Raw genomic sequence first — 17,561 nt, 5'->3', positions numbered from 1 at the left:
CGGTATAAATCTCACACGGGCGGATTCGGGCCCCGGATGACCGAACGGGCGACACGCAACGGGCGGGAGCAAGTGATGCGGGCGGAGGAACGGCAGCACCGGATCCTGGTCCTGGCCCGCCAGCAGGGCCGGGTGGAAGTGGCGGTCACCGCCGCCGACTTCGGCGTCGCCCAGGAGACCGTACGACGGGACCTGGGAGAGCTGGAGCGTCGGGGTCTGGTACGGCGCACCCACGGCGGGGCGTACCCGGTGGAGAGCGCGGGGTTCGAGACGGACCTCGCGCAGCGGGTCACCCGCCATGTGGAGGCGAAGCGGCGGATCGCGGCGGAAGCGGTCAGGCTGCTCGGCGAGGCGGAGACGGTCTTCGTCGACGAGGGCTACACCCCGCAGGTCCTGGCCGCCCTGCTCCCCGGGGACCGGCCGCTGACCGTGGTGACGGCCTCGCTGTCCACCGCGGCGGCGGTGGCCGACTCCACCAACATCACCGTGCTGCTGCTCGGCGGCCGGGTACGGACCCGGACGCTGGCGACGGTGGGCTCCTGGGCCTGCGCGATGCTGGCGGGCTTCGTGATCGATCTCGCGTTCCTCGGAGCCAACGGGATCTCCCGCGAACTGGGCCTGACCACCCCCGACCCGGTGGTGGCCGACGTCAAGGCCAAGGCCCTCGAGGTCTCCCGCCGGCGGATCTTCCTGGGCCACCACAGCAAGTTCGGGGTCAGCAGCTTCTGCCGCTTCGCCGAGGTCGGCGACTTCGAGGCGATCGTCACCGACACCGGCCTGTCGGTGGTGGAGGCGCACCGCTACGCACTGCTGGGCCCACAGGTCCTGCGGGTCTGAGCCGATCGAGGCCCTGAGCCCCCTTGACGCCCGTCGGCCCGGTGCTGACATCCTGTGGACATGATCGAAGCCGTGAGTAGCATCGCCACCATCACGTTCGACGGCCAGCTCGTCACCATCACCCGCCCCAAGAGCGCCCGGAGTTACCGGATCGACCAGATCACCGGCCTCCAGTGGCGCGCCGCCGGCCTGCTGTACAACGGGTACCTGCGCCTCGCCGTCCGCGGCGTGGCCGACGTGCGCGGCAAGGGGGGCAGGGTCGACCTGCTCCGTGACGAGTTGGCCGCGCCGTTCACCAGGGGCAACCAGCCGGCTTTCGAGCAGGTCCGAGCCGCGATCGAGCAAGCGCTCGCTCAGTGACCCTCGCTCACTGACCCTCACTCAGTGACCTTTGCTAGTGACCCTCGCCCAGTAGCGCTCGGCCCGGCCCGTCAGTCCCGGTGGTCGGGCCCGAGCAGGACGTACAGGCCGTCCTCGCCCCCGGTGGGCGGGCGGCGGTCGGCGGTCACCGGCGTCAGCCGGCCCGCCGGGTCCACCAGGAACAGCGCCTCGTGGCCCGGCGGCACCGACTCCCCGGCGGGCCGCGCGGTCAGCCGGGCACCAGCCGCGAACCGGCGGGCCACCGCCTCACCGGTGAGCCGTCGGCCGAAAAGCACGGAGCCGTCCCGGCCGGGCGCGACCACGCCCTCGCCCGGCTCGGCGGGAGCCAACTGAAAGACCGGCAGCTCGGTGTCCTCGCGCAGCACCGCGCAGGCCAGCGCGTTGAACTCGTCCTCGCCGGTGAGCAGGAAGACGGCGGTGACGCTCTCCTGCTCGGCGCCCTCGCCGGTGGCGGTGGCCAGCAGCTCGCCCACCGCCAGCTCCAGGCCCGCGGCGCTGATCCGGTCCCGCTGGTCGGCCCGGGCAGCCCACATCAGCACGTCCAGCCCGGTCGAGCGCAGCACCTGGCCCAGCTCGACCGCCCACGGGTCGCCGCCCACCAGCAGCGGCCGCGAGCGGGCGGGGCGCATCACGCCCAGCCGCCGGGCCACCGGTCCGGCGCTGAGCCCGTAGAGCGTGACGGTGGCGACGATCACCACGAAGGTCACGGGCAGGATCCGGGCCGCGCCGTCGATGCCGCCGATGGCGAGCTCGGTGGAGAAGGTGGCGGCGGTCGAGGCGGCGACGATGCCGCGCGGCGCCATCCAACCCAGGAAGGCGCGTTCGGGCCGGGCCAGGTCGGTGCCGAGGGTGGACAGTCCCGCCACCAGCGGCCGGGCCACCAGCACCAGGACGGCGACCAGGCCGAGCGCGGGCAGGACCACCGGCCGCAGCGAGGTCCAGGTGACGGTGGCCGAGATCGAGATGAACAGCACCCCGACGATCAGCGAGACCAGCGCCTCGAAGAAAGGCCGCCGGGCCGGCAGGTCGAACTCGGGGACGCTGGCCACCGCCACACCCATCACCACGGCCGCGATCAGCCCGGTGTCGTCCCGGGCGGTGTCGCAAGCGGCCGCCACCCCGATCACCACCGCCAGCTGCGCCGTGGTGCCGAGGATCTCGCCCAGCTCCAGCCGGACCAGCAGCCACCAGAGCAGCGCCGCACCGAGCAGACCGCCGGCCAGGCCGATCGCGGTGCTGGCCAGGAACTCCAGCAGCCAGGCGCCCAGGCCGTGCCGGCGCTCGTTCAGCAGGACGTGGAAGACCAGCGCGCCCAGGATCCCGCCGACCGCGTCGATCAGCGAGCCCTCCCACATCAGGATCCGCTGCAGCCGCTCCTTCGGTCGCACGTAGCCGAGCAGCGGCCCGACCACGGTGGGGCCGGAGACCACCAGGATCGCGCCGAGCATGGCCGCCGCCTCGGCGGAGATGTCGAGCAGCGGCACGGCGGCCAGTGCGGCGATCACCGAGGTGAGCAGCACCCCGATCCAGACCAGCCGGATCACCGTGCGCCGGTCGTGCCCGACCAGCTTGGCCAGGTCGAGGCCGAGCCCGGCGTCGTAGAGGACGACGCCGACGGCGAGCGAGACCAGCGGCGGGTAGGCCGGGCCGAGCAGATCGTCCGGATGGATGTTGTCGGTGATCGCACCGGCGGTGAACCCGACCGGCAGCAGGACGATGATGGCCGGGATCCGCAGCCGGGTGGCCAGCACCTGCGCGGCGACGGCCAGCACCACGGTCAGGCCCAGGCCGATGAGGATCTGCTGGGACGTCATGGTCCCATCTCACTGGGCCGAACCGGCCCGCCGCACTCCGGTCCGGGGCCGAGCCGGAGCGTTCACCGGTTCGGCCTACTCGGGCTGCCCGCAGGTCAGTCCTGGGCGTCCGCCGCGTCGTTGAGGCCGAGCCGCAGGTGCTCCACGTGGTAGACGGCCTGGTCGAGCAGGGCGGCGACATGGTTGTCGTACAGGGCGTAGACCACGGAGCGTCCGTGCCGCTCGCCGACCACCAGGCCGAGATTGCGCAGCAGGCGCAGCTGGTGCGAGCAGGCCGACTGCTCCATGCCCACCTCGGTGGCCAGCTCGGTGGCGGCGCACGGGCCTTGGCGCAGCCGGGCCAGGATCAGCAGCCGGGAGGGGGTGGCCAGGGCCTGCAGGGTGGTGGCCACCTTGGCGGCGTTGGACGCGTCCAGCTGGGTGCGCGGGACGGTGTTCTCGGCGGCGTTGACGACTCCATGACCCATGCGCCTATCCTACAAGAGACAGATGAAGGACTGTTCATATGTTCCTGTATGGTGGGCGAGCCCCGGTTCGCCACGGATCCGTCCTGCCCGCCGCCCTGTCCGTCCTGCCCCTGCCCTGCTGCTGTCCTGCCCGCCGCCCTGCCCGCGTGAAGGAACACCACACCGATGTCCACGACCCTCACCGAACGCCCGGCCGCCGCCGCGGCCCCGCGCGATGCGGTGGCTCCCCGGCGCCGCACCCGGGTCTTCGCACTGGCCGAGGCCCGCTGGGCGGCCGCCGCCACCCTCGCCTTCCTGCTCGCGCTGCCGCTGCAGCTGACCGGCGCCCCCGCCTGGGCCTGGGCGCCGCTGTACGCGATCGCCTACCTGACGGGTGGTTGGGAACCGGCCTGGGCCGGGCTGCGGGCCCTGCGCGAGAAGACCCTCGACGTGGACCTGTTGATGATCGTCGCCGCGGTCGGCGCGGCGTCGATCGGGCAGCTGATGGACGGCGCACTGCTGATCGTGATCTTCGCGACCTCCGGCGCGCTGGAGGCGCTGGCCACCGCGCGCACCGCGGACTCGGTGCGCGGCCTGCTCGACCTGGCCCCGGCCACCGCCACCCGGCTGCGGCCGGACGGCACCGAGGAGACCGTCGCCACCGAGGAGTTGACGGTCGGCGAGACCATCCTGATCCGCCCCGGCGAGCGGGTCGGCGCCGACGGGCGGGTGCTCGACGGGGCCGGCGAGGTCGACCAGGCCACCATCACCGGCGAGCCGCTGCCGGTCGCCAAGCAGCCCGGCGACGAAGTCTTCGCCGGCACCCTGAACGGCACCGGCGCGCTGCGGGTCAGGGTCGAGCGGGACGCCTCGGACTCGGTGATCGCCCGGATCGTCGCCATGGTCGAGGAGGCCTCCGAGACCAAGGCCCCGACCCAGCTGTTCATCGAGAAGGTCGAGCAGCGCTACTCGATCGGCATCGTCCTCGCGACCCTGGCCGTCTTCGCGGTCCCGCTCGCGTTCGGCGCCGACCTGACCGGCGCGCTGCTGCGGGCGATGACGTTCATGATCGTCGCCTCGCCGTGCGCCGTGGTGCTGGCCACCATGCCGCCGCTGCTCTGCGCGATCGCCAACGCCGGACGCCACGGCGTGCTGGTGAAGTCCGCCGTGGTGATGGAGCGGCTGGGCCAGATCGACGCGGTGGCCCTCGACAAGACCGGCACCCTGACCGAGGGCACCCCCCGGGTCACCGAGATCCACCCGCTGGCCGGCGGCGGGCTGACCCGGGATCAACTGCTGACGCTGGCCGCCGCCGCCGAGCACCCCAGCGAGCACCCGCTGGCCCGCGCCGTGCTGGCCGCCGCCCGCGAACGCGGCCTGGAGTTGCCGCCCGCCCTGGACTTCGCCTCCACTCCCGGCCTCGGCGTGACCGCCACCATCGACGGGGCGGTGATCACCGTCGGCGCCCCGGCCCGCCTGCTCGCCGACTGTGCTGCCGCCGCTGCCGATGACGCCGGCCTCGCCCGTGACACCACCACCGCCCGTGACACCACCACCGCCCGTGACACCACCACCGCGCAGGCGGCGGCCGTCGCGGCGGACCTGGAGCGCGGCGGCCGCACCGCCGTGCTGGTCAAGCGGGACGGCGACCCGGTCGGGATCCTCGGCATCGCCGACCGCCTGCGCCCGGACGCCGCCCGCACCGTCGCCGCCCTGGGCGCGCTGACCGGCACCGCCCCGATGCTGCTGACCGGCGACAACCCGCGCGCCGCCGGCCGTCTCGCCGCCGAGGTCGGCATCACCGAGGTGCGCGCGGCACTGCTGCCCCAGGACAAGGTCGCCGCCGTCCGGCAACGGGAACGCGAAGGCCGAAAGGTGCTGGTGATCGGCGACGGCGTCAACGACGCCCCCGCGCTGGCCGCCGCCCACTCCGGCATCGCGATGGGCCGGGCCGGCTCCGACCTGGCCCTGGAGACCGCGGACGCGGTCGTCGTCCGCGACGAACTCGCCACCGTCCCCGCGGTCGTCGCCCTGTCCCGGCGGGCCCGCGCCCTGGTGGTGCAGAACCTGGTGATCGCCGCGGTCTTCATCTCCGGCCTGGTGCTCTGGGACCTGGCCGGCCGGCTGCCGCTGCCCCTGGGCGTCCTGGGCCACGAGGGCTCCACTGTTATCGTCGGGCTCAATGGCCTGCGACTTCTTCGGGACGCGGCCTGGCAGCGGGCCGGCGTGGAAGGTGTGAAGTGAGCAAGCAGAGCCGACGGACGGTCACCGGGAAGGTGGCGGCCGCCCCATGCACCGTCACGGTCTGCCGCGGCTGCTGCTGCGGCACCCCCAAGGTCCCCGGCCTGGACCACGCCGCCCAACTCACCGGCTTGCGCGCCGCGCTGGCCTCGGTCGCCACGGTACGGCCGACCGACTGTCTGGACGCTTGCGACCAGGCGAATGTGATCGTCATACAGCCCTCCGCCGAGGGACGGAAGGCCGGCGGCCGGCCGGTGTGGCTGGGCCTGGTCAACGACCCCGACGCGGCGGCCGACATCACCGCCTGGGTCAAGGCGGGCGGCCCCGGCCTGGTCGAGCCGCCCGACATCCTCGAGCTCTACACCTTCGCGCCCTCCCGCCGCATCCGGCAGGCTCTCGACAGCTGATCACCCACCACGCTTCGCCCGGTTGACGATGGGCTGTCAAGTTCCGTCCCAGGGCCCTATGGTGGGCTGGCCGAAGGATCAGGCCGGCAAGGAGGTCGCTGATGACCACGTCCGCACCATCCGGGCCGCTCGCCGGCGCCCGGGCCGTCGCACCGCCGTCCTGGAACCGGTGGCTGGTCCCACCCGCCGCGCTGGCCATCCACCTGGCCATCGGTCAGGCCTACGCGTGGAGCGTCTTCAAGCCCCCGTTGGAGAACTCCCTGCACCTCAGCGGCACGCAGAGTGCGCTGCCCTTCCAGTTCGCCATCGTCATGCTGGGCCTGTCGGCCGCCTTCGGCGGCACCGTCGTCGAACGGCGGGGCCCACGCTGGGCGATGGCCGTCTCGACGCTCTGCTTCAGCTCCGGCCTGCTGGTGGCCGCGCTCGGTGCGGCCACCCGGCAGTACTGGCTGGTGCTCCTCGGGTACGGGGTGATCGGCGGCATCGGCTACATCTCACCGGTCTCCACCCTGATCAAGTGGTTCCCCGACTGCCCCGGGCTCGCCACCGGCATCGCCATCATGGGGTTCGGCGGCGGCGCACTGGTCGCCTCACCGTGGTCCACCCGACTGCTGGCCCACGCGGGCGCCACGCGGTCGAGTGACCAGCACTGTCACAACACGCGCGGCACTACCGTACGGACATGCGCGAGATCATCGACGAAGTCACCCGCTCCGGCGCCCGGTTCGCCGCTGCCCTCGACCAGTTGAGCGACGCCCAGGTGCGCGAGCCCGCCGCGCTGCCCGGCTGGACCCGCGCCAACGTGATCGCCCATGTCGGCTGCGCTGCCGACGCCTACCTGTGGCTGCTGGCCGTGGCCCGCACCGGCGTCGAGCCCGGCCCGAGGCCCAGCGCCGACGCCCTCGCGCGCGCCGTCGAGGACGGCGCCGCCCGGCCGGCCGCCGAACTCGTCGCCGGACTGCGCGCCCGGCTCGGGCGGCTGCTCGAGGACGCCGAATCGATGCCGGAGGACCGCTGGGACACCCTGGTCACGGCCCTGGCGGGCTGGCGGCACCCGGCCTGGTACACCCTGCACCGTTGCTGGCGCGAGCTGGAGACCCACCACCTCGACCTGGACCTCGGCTACCGCACCAGCGACTGGCCCGCCCGCTACGTGAGTTGGGCGCTGGACGACACCCTCGCCGCGCTGGCCGCGCGCGAGTTCCCGGTCGGCCGGGTCGAGGCGGTCGACCTCGGCCGCTCCTGGACGGTCTCCGCGACCGGCCCCGACCTGACCGGTGAGGGCCACGCCCTGCTCGGCTGGCTGAGCGGCCGCACCCCCGCCGCTCAACTCACCGCCGCTCAACTCACCGTGACTCAACTCATCACCGCCCAGCCCGCCGAAGCCCGTCCGTTGCCCGGGCCGCCCACCTGGCCACTGCCGCCGGCCCCCGGCTGGCACTGAGTCAGAGCGCGAGGGTGGCGTGCATCTCCCAGACCAGGATCTCGGCGGGCTCGACCGCGGTGACCCGCTGCCCGCCGGTCGCGGTGAAGCGGACGGCGTCGCCGGAGGTCAGGGGGCCGACGCCTTCGAGGATGACGTCGCCGCGGGGGGCGAACAGGTGCACGAAGGGGGCGTCGGGCAGCTCGACGCTCTGGCCGGGCTGCAGCCGGGCGACATGCAGCGCCGCGTGGCGGTTCTTGATGCGGATCGCCGACGCGCCGTCGTGCTTGTCCATCCCGGAGGCGACCGGGATCAGCGCGCCGGACAGCAGCGCGTCGTCGATTTCGAGTTGCTCGTAGCCCGGCGTGATCCCGCGCTCGTCGGGCACGACCCACATCTGGACGAAGTGGACCGGGTCGGTGTGGGCGTCGGCGCCGCTCAGCCGCCAGGAGTCGTTCTTCTCCGAGTGCAGGATCCCGGTGCCGGCGCTCATGCGCTGGGCGAGTCCGGGATAGATCACGCCGGAGTGGCCGGTGGAGTCCTGGTGGACCAGGGAGCCCTGCATCACCCAGGTGACGATCTCCATGTCGCGGTGCGGGTGGGTCTCGAAGCCGCTGCCCGGTCGGACGATGTCGTCGTTGTTGACGAGCAGCAGTCCGTGGTGGGTGTTGGCGGGATCGTAGTTCCCGCCGAAGGAGAAGGAGTGCTTGGAATCCAGCCAGTCGATCTTCGTGGCCGAGCGCTCGCCGGCCCGGCGGACATCGATCCGGGGGTGGATTGCGGTGGTGTTCATCCCATGGTCCTTTCGGGCGTTCCCGCCCCGACGTGCTTCGCGAGGCCTTCGCACCACGCAACCTAGTTCATCATTCAACTATTCCGCCATGCCGTTGACGGGCAAAAGTGTGAGTGGTTGAGTACTCACATGAGCAAGGAGCGAGCCCGCCGGCTGTCCACCGCCGAGGAGCGTCGCGAGACGGTGCTGCGCACCGCCATCGGCGCCTTCGCGGCGCGGGGCTACTGGGGCACCACCACCACCGAGGTGGCCAAGGCGGCCGGCATCTCCCAGGCCTACGTCTACCGGCTCTTCCCCAGCAAGGAGTCGCTCTTCGCGGCCGTGGTCGAGCACTGCTTCGTCCAGGTGCGGGCCAGCCTGGAGAGCGCGGTCGCCGAGGCCACGGGGAGCTCGCCGGAGGTGGTGCTGAAGGCCATGGGTGACGCCTACGCCCGGTTGATCAGCGACAACGACCTCATGCTGATCCAGCTGCACGCCCAGGCCGCGGCCGTCTCCGAGCCTGCCGTGCGCGAGGTGGTCCGCCGGGGCTACGCGCGACTGGTGGAGTACGTGCGCGGCGCCTCCGGCGGCAGCGAGGAGCAGGTCCAGCAGTTCTTCGCCGTCGGCATGCTGTGCCACCTGATCGTCTCGATGGGTGCGGACGAGGTGGACGCGCCCTGGATGCGGACGCTGTCGGCGGGTGTCAGGCACGACTGAGAAGCGGGGTCGGCGGGGTGTGTAGCCCCGCCTCCTTCTGGCGCATGAGTAAGTGGTCAACCACTCATAGAGCTCTGCGGCTGCGCGAGGCACAGGCGCCCCCGGGGCAGCGCCGCAGGCCGTCGAGCGGAGGCGTCGGCGGGGGCGACTACTCTGCCGTGCATGTCTGACGATCTGTGGAGTCACGACTCGCGGCCGGTCGGCCGGGAGGCCGAGCTCGAGGAGGTGCTCGCGGCCCTGGGCGAGCTGGCAGCCGGCCGAGGGCGGGCGATCGCGCTGGTCGGGGAGCCGGGCATCGGCAAGAGCACGCTGCTGCTGGCGGCAGCCGGGTACGCCCGGGCCGCCGGAGTGCGGGTGGTCGCGGCGGACGGCCCCTGCCCGCTCGCCCGCACGCCCCGCGACCTCCGCCCGCCGACGAACACCTGCTGCGAGCTGCACGGACAGCCGGACCCGGGGACGGCCACACTGGTCGCGATGGACGACCTGCACCGTCTGACGATCGATCAGATACCGGACCTGGAAGGGCTGCTCCGCACGGCCGCCACCAGTCCGGTACTGCTCCTGCTGGCCTACCGGCGGCGCCAGCTGACACCGGCGCTGGCCGCCGTGCTCTCCCGCGCCGCGTCGGCGGGCCGGCTCGCGGTACGGCACCTCGGAACGCTCTCCCGCGAGCAGGCCCTCGCCCTGCTCGGCGACCACCCGGAGGCCGAGCAGGTCCACCGCGCCGCCCAGGGCAATCCGCAGTACCTCAAGGTGCTCGCCGCCAAGGGGGAGGCGAGCGCCGACGCCGCCCTGGCGATCCTCGGCGAGCTGGCCGAGCTGGACCACACCGCGCTCGCCGTGGTCCAGGCCGCAGCGGTGCTCGGCGAGCCGTGCCACCCGGACCTGCTCGCCGCGGTCGCCGGGCTGGAGGTGGCCGCGACCATGCCGGCCCTGGACGTCCTCGCCCGCCTCGACCTGGTCCGGCCGGCCGACCCGGCGCCCCAGCTGATGCTGCGGCACCGCGCGGTCGGCGAGGTGGTCTACCAGCGACTCGAACCCAGCCGCCGGCTCGCCCTGCACCGCAGCGCCGAACTCGCGCTGGCCGAGCGGGCGGCGCCGATCGCCCGGCGCGCCCAGCACGTCGTACGGGCCGCCGACCCGAGCCGACCGGAGCACGTGACGACCCTGATCGCCGCCGCACGCGACTCGCTGCACAGCTCGCCCGCCGCTGCGGCCGAGTACCTGCAAGCCGCGTTGGCCCTGCTCCACGAGGGCGAGCCGCACTGGCACGAGGCGCGCGTCCTGCTGGCCCAGACCCGGCTGCTGACCGGAGACGCACCGCAATCGCGCGCGCTGCTCGACGCGCTGCGCACCGCCGGACCAGGCCGGTCGCCGCAGCAGAGCAGTGCCCCGACCGCGCTGGCCGACGCCAGCCGGCTCGAACGCCGGCTCGGTCGCTTCACCGAAGCCGGAGCCATCGCCCGCGCCGGGCTCACGGCACTGGCCGACCAGGACTCCGCGACGGCCGCCGCCCTGCACGCCGAACTCGCCAACTACACCTACGACCTCCAGGACTTCGCGACCTCCCTGCAGCACGCCGAGACGGGTGCGGCGATCGCGCGCAGGCACCATGACCGGGTCGGTGAGGCCAACGCCCTGGCCCAGGCATCCCTCGCCCACCTGTTCACCGCCGACCTCGCCGCCGCCCGCACCGCGGTGGCCAGGGCGGCCGAACTCCTCGACGCCAGCTCCGACGCCACGCTGCTGACGAACCTCGAGGCCGCCTACCAACTGGGCATGACCGAAGGGATGTTGGGACTCCTCGCCGACTCCGAACGCCACCTCGGCCGCGGTGCGGCGCTGGCCAGGCGCACCGGGCAGACCTATGTCCGGCCCATGACGCTGATGAGCCTGGCCAACACCCAGCTGCGGGCCGGGAACCTGCGCCGCGCCCTGACGACCCTCGACGAGGCCACCCCGCTCGTCGAACGCGCCGGAAACCCCGCGACCCGGGCCGGCCTGGCGGTGTTCCGATCCGAGGCGCTGCTCTGGCGTGGCAGCGCGGACGACCTGCAGGAGGCCGTCGAGTTGGCCGACCGGGCCGCAGCGATCGCCGACGGACAGTCACCCGGGTGGGCCGTCGGCGTCCGCTGCCTGGCAGCAGGACTGGTCCTGCTCACCGGCGACCCGGTCCGCGCCGGCTGGCTGCTGCTGGACGCGGCCGGTGGAACCGACCTGCCCAGGCTCACCACCTGGCGCCAACCGCGTTTCTGCGACACCTTGGCCCAGACGGCCCTGGCCGAGCGCGACCAGGCCTCGGTCGAGCACTGGGCGCGGCTCGCGGAGAGTTGCGTCGAGCAACTGCCCTCCGCGAGCCGGACCGGCTTCGCCCTTCGCACCCGGATGCGGGCCCACGCCGTGCGCGGGGCGACCGAGCAGGCCCTGCTCAGCGCGCAGGAGGCGATCGCGCAGTTCGCCGCCGGCGGTGAGCGCCTCGAGGTCGGCCGCACCCTGGTCATGGCGGCCGCGCTCGCACTGGACGCGGGAGCAACCGATCAGGTGGCCGACCGGCTGGACCGGGCGGCGCTGCTGGCCGACCAGTGCGGTTCGGCCCGACTGGCCGAGGAAGTCGCCGAGCAGCGCGGTCGGCTCGCCGCGCACACCGCCGGGACCGGAGCCCCGGGACCGCTCGGCGCGCTGGCCGTGCTCACCGCGCGGGAACGGGAGATCGCCCGCCTCGCCAGCACCGGCCTGACCAGCGGCGAGATCGCCGAGGCCCTGGTGATCAGCATCCGCACGATCGACAGCCACCTGGGCCGGATCTACCGCAAGCTCGGCGTCCCCAACCGGGCGAGCCTCACCCACGCCCTGCTCGCCACCGCCGCTGACGCACCGTGAGCCCGGGGCGGGCGGCTGCTACCAGGCGAGCCGGGCCCAGGGGCTGTCCTCACGGGTGAGCAGGCGCTCGGACTCGAACTGGAAGGTCGAGACGTCCCGCTCGATCTTCTCCCCGTCCGCGCCTGCCATGCCCATCTGCCAGAACGCGCGGCCGAAGATGAAGCCGCCGTTGAACTCCGCCCAGGACGCGTGCTCGGCGCGCGCGAGCTGCACCGCCTGCGCGATCGCCGCCCAGGCCTCCTCCGGCTGGATGAAACCGGCGTCCAGGAAGAGCCGGCTGACCTGGACCACGCGGGCCGCGTCCCAGCCGGCGATCGACTTCGGCAGCTTCTCCGGAAGGCTGCGCTCCACGTAGTAGACCGTGCGGGTGTAGCCGTTCAGGTAGCGCAGCACGTCCTCGGGGTCGAGCCCGTGCCGTCGCGCCGCCTCGGGCAGCTCCTGCGTCGCGCGCTGATGGATGGCGACGTGCTCGCTGCGCTTCGTCGCCTGCCCGATCTCCTCGAGGTAGGGGCGCAGCACCTGGTAGATCCCCCGGTGCCCGGAGCCGAGCAGGTACTGGTAGACCCCCCGGGCGGACTCGGTGTCCACCGCTCCCCACGGGCCGCGCACCACCTTGGCGGCGGTCTTGGCATCGGCCTCCGCCGTCAGGGCGTTGATCGGCAGATGGGCCTCGAGCGCGTACACCGCTCCGAGCGCGAGGCCGCGCTCCTGCTCGGTGGTCAGCGCCGGTGCGTCGGCCAGGGTGTTGTAGCTGAACGTGAAAAGGCCCTTGATCGAGCCGAAAATACCCATGCGTTGCGTGTCTCCGCGTTCAATCTGTCAGGAGCCGGCGAGGGCCGGCATCCGGTTGATGGCACGTCAGGTGCGGCGGAGCGCTGGATGGACCTCGCCTCGACGCCGCACCTCACATGCTCCTGGAGATCGCGCGCGGGGACATCGGTAGAACTACGTAAACTCACATGAATCTAGCTGCCTCACTCATCCACGTGGGCTGGTCTGCTGCACCTCGCCCTGGAGATTCGCCGTCAGATAGGCGGAGCCGTACGCGTCCTTGACGTAGACCATGATCGCTTCTCCGGGCGTGTACACGTCGTCCTGCACGATGACGTACTCGTCGGTCGGGTGGGCGATGCCGAGGTCGGTGTAGGCCTTCTGCAGGAGCCCGGGAAGCTTGTCCCAAGCCACCGAGTTGAGGTCCAGCACCTTGCCCGTGCCCGCGATCGTGCCGCCACCCAGCGGATTGCGGGTGGTCTTGCCGCCCCGGTAGTCCCACTTGTCGTAGAGCCTCGGGTCGCCCGGGGTGGGCGACCGTGCGTACGCGTTGTCCGCGGAGAGCCAGAACTCCAGGACCCGAGTGCCGCCCAGCTGCGGGCTCATCGCCTGGACCACCGAGCGCGCGCCCTGCGGGGTGATCAGGCCCGGGTGCTCGGGAGAGGCGGTGACCGGCTGGTGGTTCGACGGATCGTCCTGCCCGTAGCCGTAGTTCACCGTCCACAGCACGGCGCCGGCCAGGACCGCGGCGGCGGACCAGCTGGACCAGATCGCCCTGCGCCTGGAGTAGCCGCCGACCCGGCGGGGCCGGTCGGGCTCGGGGCGCAGGGTGTCGAGCCGGGTGGGGGAGGTGTGGGGCTCCGTGCCCAACCGCACGGTGTCGATCGGGGCGCGCACGGTCTCGGCCGTCGGCTGCGCGCCCGGTGCGGCTCCTGGCCCGGCCGTTGCCCCGGCCGCTGCTTCAACCTCGGCCTCGGCGAGCAGTCGGTCGAGTTGCTCGGCGTTCGGCCGGGCCGCGGCGTCTCGGACCAGCAGGGCGTTGAGCACGGGGCCCAGCGGTCCGGACCGTGCGGGCGACGGAATCGGCTCGTCGAGCACGGCGGCGAGGGTCGCGATATTGGTGGCGCGCCGCAGCGGGTGCCGGCCCTCGACCGCGACGTAGAGCATCATCCCCAACGACCAGAGGTCCGAGGCCGGGTTGCCCTCCTCACCGCGGATCCGCTCCGGAGCGATGTACTCGGGTGAGCCGATCAGCCCCCCGGTCGCGGTCAGACTGGTCGACTCCCGCAGCGCGGCGATGCCGAAGTCGGTGAGGACCGGCGTGCCGTCAGCACGCAGCAGGACGTTGCCGGGCTTCACGTCACGGTGCTGGATACCGGCCGCGTGTGCGGCGCGCAGCGCGGACAGCACCCCGCGGCCGAGCCGGGCCGCCTCGGCCGGTGACAGCGGGCCCCGCGCCAGCCGGTCGTGCAGCGAGCCGCCGGTCACCAGTTCCATGACCAGCCACGGATGCGGGAATTCGGGCAGATCCACGATGTGATGGATCGTCACCACGTGCGGATTGCTCAGCCGGGCCAGCGAACGGGCCTCGCGCAGCACCCGCTCCCGCAGCACCCGCGCCGCCTCCGGGTCGTCCTCGAGCACCGCCGGGTCCAGCGGACGGACCTCCTTCAGCGCGACTTCGCGGTGCAGCGCGGTGTCGCGCGCCCGCCAGACCAGCCCCATCCCGCCGCCGCCGAGCCGTTCGAGGAGCTCGAAGCGACCATCGATGAGCTGGGTGTTCCGACCCCCTGTGTTCATGGCGGTCATCGTAGGGGTGCGGCGCCGTCAGGTCCGCAGGGGGTCACGGTGGCTCAGGGCAGGGGGACGACTACGGAGTGGGGAAGCCCCCCAGCGGGTTGGTGATCTCCGCGTGTCCGGCGAAGGTGAAGAGCGTCTCGCCGACCTCGACGGGGCTTTCGCCGAAGGCGTCGGTGAAGGCGGCCGCAGCCGGGGCCGAGAGGCGCAGCGGGATGTCCTTGGTGTCCACGGTGGTGGGCGTGAACTCGACCCGGCTGGGAGAGACGGGGAAGGTGAGCAGGTGGATGTTGGTCGCCGGCGCGCCGTCCTGGGAGACGTCCGCGCTGGTGTAGCCCTCGCCGAGCCGGATGTGGACGACCAGGTTGGACAGGTCGAGCCGGTGCCCGCCGCCCGAGAAGCTCATGCCTCCCTGGATCGGGATCTCGCCGCCGGTGAGCCGCGGTGAGAGCGTGCCGGAACCGGGGTACGTGAGGCAGTTGTTGGTGACGGTGGCGGGTGCGATGGGCTCCAGCGTCACGTTCTGGGCGGCCAGGCTGCGGTCCGCCTCCGGAGTGAGGCACTGGGTGCCGGTGCCGCGCACGGGCAGATCGAAGGTAACGGCACCGGCCTGGATCGCGCCGAGGCCGACGACGGTGGCGGATGCGAGTCCGAGCAGGACAACACGCTTCTTGCTACTGAAGATCCTCATGATCCGGCAACGACTGATCGTTCGTCAGGAAACGATGAACTCACGGAGATCACCCGTGCGGACCAATCGGCTCCCGAGGGGAGGGCCTGACCTGCGGACCTTTCCGTCCCGTAGTGGAAAGCCGTACCCGGCAGACAGGGGTGACCGTTATACGAGGTCGACGCCGTGAAGGAGATCGCCATATGAACAGCAATGCCGAATACGACGTGGTCATCGGTGGTGCCAGTATTGCGGGGTGCGCGGCAGCCGTGCTGCTGGCTCGGCGTGGGGCCAGGGTCGCTCTGCTGGAGCGCCGCACCGAGCCTGACGCGTACAAAGTGCTCTGTACCCACTACATCCAGGCCTGCGCCTATCCGGTGCTCGAAGAACTCGGCCTGGTACCCGAATTGGAGAAGGCCGGGGCGGTACGCACCGGCGGGCGCTGGTACACCCGTTGGGGTTGGACCGAGCCGAGGCCGAGGCCGGGGGAGGGGCCGCTGCCGTATGCCTACAACGTCCGGCGGAGCACCCTGGACCCGCTGATGCGTGCTCGGGCGGCCGGGACACCGGGTGTCGACCTTTTTCTCGGCCACACGGTGGTCGGCCTGCTCACCGACGTCGGGGGCCGTACCGTCGGCGTGCGGGCAAGCACCGCGGACGGTGAGCGGGAACTGAGGGCCCGTCTGGTGGTCGGCGCCGACGGCAAGGACTCCGCGATCGCCGGGCTCGCCGGTCTTCGCGCACGTACACATGAGAACGCGCGGTTCATCTACTTCGCCCACTTCCGGCAGATGCCGCTCGAGGGCGGAGGCACCCATGCCTGGTTCCTCGAACCCGATGTGGCATTCGCCATGCCAACCGATGGTGGTGTGACGGTCGTTTCGGTCCTTCCGGACAAGAAGAAGCTCCCGGCGTTCCGGGCGGATCTGGAGGGGAGTTTCACGGCGTTCGTCCGGGACCTGCCCGGGGCGCCGCCGATCCAGGCCGCCGAACGCGTCACGAAGATCACCGGGACCGTCAGTTATCCCCTGCACTCACGTCGGCCGACGGCACCGGGGCTCGCGCTGGTCGGCGACGCCGCGACGACCAGCGACCCGCTGTGGGGCGTCGGGTGCGGGTGGGCGCTGCAGTCCGCGCAGTGGCTCGCCGATGCGGTCGGCCCGGCCCTGGCGGAGCAGGGGGAGCTGGGCCGGGCCCTGGACGGGTATCGCCGACGGCATCGGCGGGGCGTGCGGGGCCATCACTTCCTGGCGGCCGACTATGCGAAGGGACGCCGATTCAATCTGTTCGAGCGACTGATGTTCTCGGCAGCGGTGCGTGATCCGGACATCGCCCGCCACTTGCATCTGTTCGAATCGCGGCTGATCAGTCCCTGGCAGCTCATGAGCCCGACGGCTGTGCTGCGAGCTCTGCGGGCAAGCCTGCGCAGCGCCTGACGTTGTGTGCGAGGGCCTCCAGCACTTCGCCGCGGGTGGGTTGGGCGGGCAGCAGGCGGCGCAGGTCGGTGGGCAGGGCCGGTCGGGTGGGCGGCTGGAATCCGAGTTGGGCCAGGCGGGCCATGCCGTGGGTCCGCGGCCGGGCCGGGTCGGGAGCGGACAGCAGCTGCCCGGCAGCCGGACGGCCCAGCTCCTCGAGGAGCGCGAGGCATGCTCGTTCCATATCGCCCGCCGTCAGCCGTGCGGGTCCGGCCGTGGCCCAGTGGATTCCGGGCGCGCCGACGTCGCCGCGGAGCTGGGCCTCGGTCAGCGCGACGACGTAGTCGACGAGGGTCTCCATCGGGAGGATGTCGCACCAGTGGTCCGCGTCGATGGGCAGTCCGCCGGTCCGACCCTGCAGCATGGCGGTGAACAGGGCGTGGGGGAACTGGTGTTGGGGGACGGCGGTGGCACTGCGGGCGGCGAACAGCAGGGCCGGGCGGACCACGGCAACGGGCAGACCGCTCTGCGCGGCCAGTTCCTCGGCCCTACGCTTGGAATGGCTGTACGCGCGCATGGAACGGGCGGTGAGATCGTCGCCGGCTGCTTCGAAGACGGCTGCGGCGGAGGAGAGCAGGACGACGGGCACACCCGCGTTCTCGGCGAGTCGAAGGATCCGGCGGGTGCCCTCGGCGTTGATGTCGTCGAAGGCGGTCAGGTCGGGCGGGGCGAAGGCGGTGAGGGCCGCGCTGTGGACGACGACGTCGACGCGGGCTGCCAGGTCCCGGCGTTGCCGGCCGCTCAGGCCGAGGTCCTCGGCGGTGAGGTCGGCCGGCACGCAGTCGATGGCTCCCTCGGGTCGGCGGCGGTGCACCAGGCAGACGACCTCATAGCGGTCGGCAAGGGCCGGCAGCAGGCCGGCCCCGATCACCCCGGTTGCGCCGGTGAGCAGGACGGTGGGACGAGAAGGGGGCACGATGGCCTCTCGAC

The 17,561-nt window shown here is 72.6% G+C and carries 15 protein-coding genes and 1 pseudogene; 9 read left to right on the top strand and 7 right to left on the bottom strand.

What is annotated here, in order from left to right; translation table 11 throughout:
- Window positions 1-75: 75 nt before the first annotated feature.
- Window positions 76-837: a DeoR/GlpR family DNA-binding transcription regulator gene (locus BR98_RS01760; protein ID WP_035839299.1), complete on the top strand. Its 762-nt coding sequence runs from the start codon at window positions 76-78 to the stop codon at window positions 835-837.
- A 72-nt stretch (window positions 838-909) separates the two neighbouring features.
- On the top strand, window positions 910-1,197 hold the full coding sequence (locus BR98_RS01755) for a DUF4429 domain-containing protein (RefSeq protein ID WP_198042102.1): 288 nt from the start codon (window positions 910-912) through the stop codon (window positions 1,195-1,197).
- Between the two features lie 71 nt (window positions 1,198-1,268).
- Here the strand turns inward: BR98_RS01755 and BR98_RS01750 are convergent, their stop codons facing one another.
- The gene (locus BR98_RS01750) at window positions 1,269-3,032 is read right to left on the bottom strand and encodes a cation:proton antiporter (RefSeq protein WP_035839294.1); all 1,764 of its coding nucleotides are present in this window, start codon (window positions 3,030-3,032) and stop codon (window positions 1,269-1,271) included.
- A gap of 95 nt (window positions 3,033-3,127) precedes the next feature.
- Window positions 3,128-3,499, bottom strand: a complete 372-nt coding sequence (locus tag BR98_RS01745; RefSeq protein ID WP_035839291.1) for an ArsR/SmtB family transcription factor — start codon at window positions 3,497-3,499, stop codon at window positions 3,128-3,130.
- A gap of 165 nt (window positions 3,500-3,664) precedes the next feature.
- Between BR98_RS01745 and BR98_RS01740 the strand changes: the two genes are divergently transcribed.
- The 4 genes and pseudogenes from BR98_RS01740 to BR98_RS01725 all read left to right on the top strand — a co-directional run bounded on the left by BR98_RS01740 (window position 3,665) and on the right by BR98_RS01725 (window position 7,570).
- Entirely contained in the window at window positions 3,665-5,722 is a 2,058-nt protein-coding gene (locus tag BR98_RS01740; protein WP_035839285.1) for a heavy metal translocating P-type ATPase, read from the top strand.
- The gene (locus BR98_RS01735) at window positions 5,719-6,126 is read left to right on the top strand and encodes a (2Fe-2S) ferredoxin domain-containing protein (RefSeq protein WP_035839284.1); all 408 of its coding nucleotides are present in this window, start codon (window positions 5,719-5,721) and stop codon (window positions 6,124-6,126) included. Before BR98_RS01740 ends, BR98_RS01735 begins: the two co-directional genes overlap by 4 nt.
- Before the next feature lie 101 nt (window positions 6,127-6,227).
- Window positions 6,228-6,764 (top strand): annotated as a pseudogene (locus BR98_RS01730) (MFS transporter); the annotation flags it as partial.
- Window positions 6,765-6,808: 44 nt separating this feature from the next.
- Window positions 6,809-7,570, top strand: coding sequence for a maleylpyruvate isomerase family mycothiol-dependent enzyme (locus tag BR98_RS01725; RefSeq protein WP_063774692.1), 762 nt, complete (start codon window positions 6,809-6,811; stop codon window positions 7,568-7,570).
- A gap of 1 nt (window position 7,571) precedes the next feature.
- Here the strand turns inward: BR98_RS01725 and BR98_RS01720 are convergent, their stop codons facing one another.
- Complete coding sequence (locus tag BR98_RS01720) at window positions 7,572-8,342, bottom strand: pirin family protein (protein ID WP_035839282.1); 771 nt, start codon at window positions 8,340-8,342, stop codon at window positions 7,572-7,574.
- Between the two features lie 129 nt (window positions 8,343-8,471).
- Here BR98_RS01720 and BR98_RS01715 point away from each other — a divergent pair, with 129 nt between their 5' ends.
- Both BR98_RS01715 and BR98_RS01710 read left to right on the top strand, forming a co-directional pair.
- Window positions 8,472-9,038 (top strand): TetR/AcrR family transcriptional regulator, encoded by a 567-nt coding sequence (locus BR98_RS01715; protein WP_063774691.1) that lies wholly within the window; start codon window positions 8,472-8,474, stop codon window positions 9,036-9,038.
- A gap of 162 nt (window positions 9,039-9,200) precedes the next feature.
- On the top strand, window positions 9,201-11,918 hold the full coding sequence (locus tag BR98_RS01710; RefSeq protein ID WP_035839278.1) for a helix-turn-helix transcriptional regulator: 2,718 nt from the start codon (window positions 9,201-9,203) through the stop codon (window positions 11,916-11,918).
- Window positions 11,919-11,936: 18 nt separating this feature from the next.
- On the opposite strand, the gene BR98_RS01705 is transcribed toward BR98_RS01710, so the two are convergent.
- From BR98_RS01705 to BR98_RS01695, 3 genes are all read right to left on the bottom strand, one after another.
- Window positions 11,937-12,710 (bottom strand): DUF1266 domain-containing protein, encoded by a 774-nt coding sequence (locus BR98_RS01705; RefSeq protein WP_035839275.1) that lies wholly within the window; start codon window positions 12,708-12,710, stop codon window positions 11,937-11,939.
- 186 nt (window positions 12,711-12,896) lie between these two features.
- Complete coding sequence (locus tag BR98_RS01700; RefSeq protein WP_035839272.1) at window positions 12,897-14,489, bottom strand: serine/threonine-protein kinase; 1,593 nt, start codon at window positions 14,487-14,489, stop codon at window positions 12,897-12,899.
- Between the two features lie 70 nt (window positions 14,490-14,559).
- Window positions 14,560-15,177 (bottom strand): HtaA domain-containing protein, encoded by a 618-nt coding sequence (locus BR98_RS01695; protein ID WP_035839269.1) that lies wholly within the window; start codon window positions 15,175-15,177, stop codon window positions 14,560-14,562.
- 182 nt (window positions 15,178-15,359) lie between these two features.
- Between BR98_RS01695 and BR98_RS01685 the strand changes: the two genes are divergently transcribed.
- Entirely contained in the window at window positions 15,360-16,592 is a 1,233-nt protein-coding gene (locus tag BR98_RS01685) for an NAD(P)/FAD-dependent oxidoreductase (protein WP_035839265.1), read from the top strand.
- Here the strand turns inward: BR98_RS01685 and BR98_RS35910 are convergent.
- Window positions 16,537-17,547 (bottom strand): SDR family oxidoreductase, encoded by a 1,011-nt coding sequence (locus BR98_RS35910; protein ID WP_198042101.1) that lies wholly within the window; start codon window positions 17,545-17,547, stop codon window positions 16,537-16,539. The genes BR98_RS01685 and BR98_RS35910 overlap by 56 nt on opposite strands.
- Between the last annotated feature and the right edge of the window lie 14 nt (window positions 17,548-17,561).

It is taken from the genome of Kitasatospora azatica KCTC 9699 (assembly GCF_000744785.1).
Classification (GTDB): domain Bacteria; phylum Actinomycetota; class Actinomycetes; order Streptomycetales; family Streptomycetaceae; genus Kitasatospora; species Kitasatospora azatica.
The sequence above is the reverse complement of the archived record's forward strand: the minus strand, read 5'-3'. Positions and strand labels throughout refer to the sequence as shown.

Coding starts and splice junctions, on each gene's coding strand:
- BR98_RS01715 (WP_063774691.1), top strand. CDS start 8,472: ATGAGCAAGGAGCGAGCCCGCCGGCTGTCCACCGCCGAGGAGCGTCGC.
- BR98_RS01745 (WP_035839291.1), bottom strand. CDS start 3,499: ATGGGTCATGGAGTCGTCAACGCCGCCGAGAACACCGTCCCGCGCACC.
- BR98_RS01750 (WP_035839294.1), bottom strand. CDS start 3,032: ATGACGTCCCAGCAGATCCTCATCGGCCTGGGCCTGACCGTGGTGCTG.
- BR98_RS01695 (WP_035839269.1), bottom strand. CDS start 15,177: ATGAGGATCTTCAGTAGCAAGAAGCGTGTTGTCCTGCTCGGACTCGCA.
- BR98_RS01685 (WP_035839265.1), top strand. CDS start 15,360: ATGAACAGCAATGCCGAATACGACGTGGTCATCGGTGGTGCCAGTATT.
- BR98_RS01740 (WP_035839285.1), top strand. CDS start 3,665: ATGTCCACGACCCTCACCGAACGCCCGGCCGCCGCCGCGGCCCCGCGC.
- BR98_RS01710 (WP_035839278.1), top strand. CDS start 9,201: ATGTCTGACGATCTGTGGAGTCACGACTCGCGGCCGGTCGGCCGGGAG.
- BR98_RS01760 (WP_035839299.1), top strand. CDS start 76: ATGCGGGCGGAGGAACGGCAGCACCGGATCCTGGTCCTGGCCCGCCAG.
- BR98_RS01725 (WP_063774692.1), top strand. CDS start 6,809: ATGCGCGAGATCATCGACGAAGTCACCCGCTCCGGCGCCCGGTTCGCC.
- BR98_RS01705 (WP_035839275.1), bottom strand. CDS start 12,710: ATGGGTATTTTCGGCTCGATCAAGGGCCTTTTCACGTTCAGCTACAAC.
- BR98_RS01700 (WP_035839272.1), bottom strand. CDS start 14,489: ATGAACACAGGGGGTCGGAACACCCAGCTCATCGATGGTCGCTTCGAG.
- BR98_RS01720 (WP_035839282.1), bottom strand. CDS start 8,342: ATGAACACCACCGCAATCCACCCCCGGATCGATGTCCGCCGGGCCGGC.